We start from the raw sequence: 3,336 nt of genomic DNA on the forward strand, positions 1-3,336 counted from the left end.
GTCTTCTCTGCCAGCGGCCTGAGAGTAGCCAAGGTGCGCCGCATCGGGCTGACGTAGAGGGCCTGCCAAGGGATCCCGGCAAAAGCTTCTGCCATCTGCTGGCCTTCGGGGGTGAGGTCGGGATCGAGGGCGCCACAAAAGCTACCGGAACGGCTGTAGGGGGTTTCCCCGTGTCTGAGTAGGTACAGTCTGAGGCTCATGGGAGAAGATTCCAGGGGAGTTAAACTCCGCTACTCCCCCGCGGGGCGGTGGTTGGTGGTGGGGATGTAGATGCGGCTGCCGGCCCACTGCAGCTTTTCTCGCAAGGTGCGGAAGTAGGAGAGGTCTTTTTCTAGGATCATCAGCTTGGCCGGCAGGGGAGCCCGTTGAATTTGCACCCACTGGCCGGGGTTGACCGATTGAGCCAAGACACCATCAGTCCAGAGGCGGGTCAGCCCTTCCGGATCGGCAAGGGGCCAGATCTCCACCGTGGCTGTGCCGCTGATAACAATGGGCCGGCTGGACAAGCTGAGGGGACAAATGGGAGTGATGATGATGGCCTCAAAGGTAGGCTCCAGGATGGGGCCATTGGCTGCCAAAGTGTAGGAAGTGGATCCCGTTGGCGTGGCCACCAGCACGCCATCCCCGTGGTACTGATCCAAAATCTCGCCATTGACTTCGATTTCCATGATGGCGGCGGGCAGGCGTTCCCGGTTGATGGGCTTGAGGCACATTTCGTTGAGGGCGTAGTAGACTTCGCTGACCGGGCGGCCCTGCCGCTTGCCCTCCCCAGGGATAGCCCCTTGCCCCAATTGCGCTTGCTCCCAAATCTGGGCCTGCAACATCATGCGGGCTTGCAGGACGAAGTCTCCCGCCTGGATGCGATCCCAGGGATCCTGATGCAGCACCCGCTCCGACTGGGCCAAAAACCCCAGCCTGCCCCCCGACTGAATGGGCAAAATCGGGATCCCGTGCGGGGCCAGGTGGCGGGCTGCCGCCAACACCGACCCATCTCCCCCCAGCACCACCACCAGATCGATGGGATCCGAAGTGGCCTCCAAAAAGACCGGGTAGGGGTTGTGGTGCAAGCCGGTGGGAGCGGTCAGCACCGTAACGCCGCGCCGACGCAATTGCTCCGCACACAATTGACAGGCGGCTTTGCTCTCCCGATCCCCCTCCTTGTAGGCAATCACCACCAAGCCCAAGTCCATAAGCCCTCGCGCAGGGATCCCTTCCGATCATCCCTCTTCAGGCCGAAGGTTGCCCACAAGGCCTCATTTCCTCAGCATTCCCTCTCGCTTTTTTTCACATTTACTAGGGATCCTTAAGAAAATCTCTAAATGGTTATTCCAAGTAGCAGTAAAAAACGGCTCGTCGCGTCGTTATTGCTAGGCAGCGCTGCCGCAAACGCGCCGCTCCAACTCCCCTCTCCCTCTGGGAGAGGGGTTGGGGGTGAGGGCTTGAGCGGCGCAGAGTTCCCAGAGCGTCAAAGATTGGGATCCCTGAGTTGGACGGGGAAATGAGCCGGTATAAACTCCAGCAATTGGTTTATCGTATGGACAGCCCTGCCCAAGCTGCTTCTTCGCTGCACCTGCAAACCTATGGCCCCCGATCTCACCGATCGCATTTTGGGTGGCCGCTACCAACTGATTCAAGAAATCGGTGGCGGCGGCATGGGATCCGTCTTTCGCGCTTTGGACTTGCACAACAACCGCCAAGAGGTGGCTGTTAAGATCCTGCATGCCCCTATGCTGCTGAGCCGGGGTGACGCCCAGACCGATTTGCGTCGCCGCTTTGCCGAAGAGGTTCGCGTCAGCACCCTTCTGGGCCAGCATCCCCGCATCGTCAAAGTCTTGGATCACGGCCAAGAGGGGGAGCAGGCCTACTTGGTGATGGAATACCTCAAGGGGCAGGATCTGGGCAAGCTGATTCGAGAAAAAGGGGCTCTGCCGCTCCGGCAAGCCCTTCGGCTGGCCCTGCAGGCTTGTGAGGGGCTGCACTTTGCCCATACATTTCATGCCAAGGTCGAAGGCCGCGAGATTCGGGGCGTGATTCACCGCGACATCAAGCCCAGCAACCTGTTTGTTGAGCGGGTTTTTCAAGATGGCCAGCTCACGTCGCAACTGAAAATCCTCGACTTCGGCGTAGCCAAAACCTTGGCGGATCACACCCTTAGCCTGGGCACCCAAAAAGGGGGTGGATTTATCGGCACCGCTCGTTACGCCTCTCCTGAACAGATACGGGGCAAGTCTCTGGATGCCCGCTCAGACATCTACTCCCTGGGGGTGGTGCTCTACGAGATGCTGACGGGATCCATGCCCTTTCAATTGGAAACCGACACTCTGCACAGTTGGATCCACGCCCATTGCTACGAAAACCCGATTGAGCTCACCTCGGCAACAACCCCGCAGCCAATCCCACCTGCGGTGGCAGCGGTGGTGATGGATTGTCTAAAGAAAAACCCCGACGAGCGGCCGCAGACGATGCAGGAGCTAGGGGAGCGGCTGCTGCAAGCCTATGAGCTGACGGTGGCCACTCAACTCTCCAGCAGCCAGGCCAGTACCGTGATTCTTCCCACCAGCGGTGCCAAGGCTCAAGGCCATGCTCCACCTTCTTCTATTCCCAGGCCGCCAATCGAAACCACCAGCAATACAAGATCGACTGCTGCAGCCGCCTTTGAAGATATCCGCGATGAGGATTTGGATCTCATTGAAGAGGAGCCGGTCTCCCCTCCAGGTGCAGGGATCCCCTACTACGTCGCCGGGCAGGAACCTCTCCCCTCAACTACCTCGGCAGAAGCTGCGCCGGATCCCTCCTCTCAAGCTGCAGGCGAAACTGCCAAAACGCCCTCTACAGTCATCCCAGCCAGCAACACTCGTCCGGCTGCTCCTCCTCAGGATCCCCCCGTCCCACCACGGACGGATACCCCCCGCACCCGCCCTCTGCCGCAAGCTGCCCCCCCAACGGTTCTCCAGCCTTCTGGCAGCAGCCTGAAGTGGGTCTTGGCTGGGGGAGGCGCTGTGGCTTTGTTGGCCGCGTTTTTGCTCTGGCCGCGCCCAGCAACCCGCGATACCCAGGAAGAACCGGAGCCGATCCCTACCGCCGCAGTCACCCCGACACCTACCCTCGAGCCCGTCCCCACCCCCACGCCGGTGGCGACACTTACTCCAACTCCGGCACCAACACCTACTCCCACTCCGGTGGCAACGCCTACTCCAACTCCGGCACCAACACCCACTCCCACTCCGGTGGCAACGCCTACTCCAACTCCGGCACCAACACCCACTCCTACCCCGGTGGCGACGCCTACTCGAACTCCGGCACCGACACCGGTGTCTTAGACAGATCTGACGCTGC

The 3,336-nt window shown here is 60.6% G+C and carries 3 protein-coding genes; 1 reads left to right on the forward strand and 2 read right to left on the reverse strand.

Translation table 11 applies throughout. From position 1 onward, the window contains the following. Both NW841_RS08400 and NW841_RS08405 read right to left on the reverse strand, forming a co-directional pair. Positions 1-200: histidine phosphatase family protein (locus NW841_RS08400; protein WP_414386076.1), on the reverse strand; the 200-nt coding region annotated here is incomplete at its 3' end. 30 nt (positions 201-230) lie between these two features. Beyond that, positions 231-1,190: an NAD(+) kinase gene (locus NW841_RS08405; RefSeq protein ID WP_414386077.1), complete on the reverse strand. Its 960-nt coding sequence runs from the start codon at positions 1,188-1,190 to the stop codon at positions 231-233. 390 nt (positions 1,191-1,580) lie between these two features. Between NW841_RS08405 and NW841_RS08410 the strand changes: the two genes are divergently transcribed. Further along, positions 1,581-3,320 carry a serine/threonine protein kinase gene (locus NW841_RS08410; RefSeq protein WP_414386078.1) on the forward strand — a complete coding sequence of 580 codons (1,740 nt, stop codon included), beginning with the start codon at positions 1,581-1,583 and terminating at the stop codon, positions 3,318-3,320. Positions 3,321-3,336: the final 16 nt, after the last annotated feature.

Origin of the sequence: Synechococcus sp. H60.3, from assembly GCF_047462295.1 — a bacterium.
Lineage (GTDB): Bacteria > Cyanobacteriota > Cyanobacteriia > Thermostichales > Thermostichaceae > Thermostichus.

What these genes read in the sequence shown, in the direction of transcription:
- NW841_RS08405 (WP_414386077.1), bottom strand. Translation starts at nt 1,190, where the DNA reads ATGGACTTGGGCTTGGTGGTGATTGCCTACAAGGAGGGGGATCGGGAG.
- NW841_RS08410 (WP_414386078.1), top strand. Translation starts at nt 1,581, where the DNA reads ATGGCCCCCGATCTCACCGATCGCATTTTGGGTGGCCGCTACCAACTG.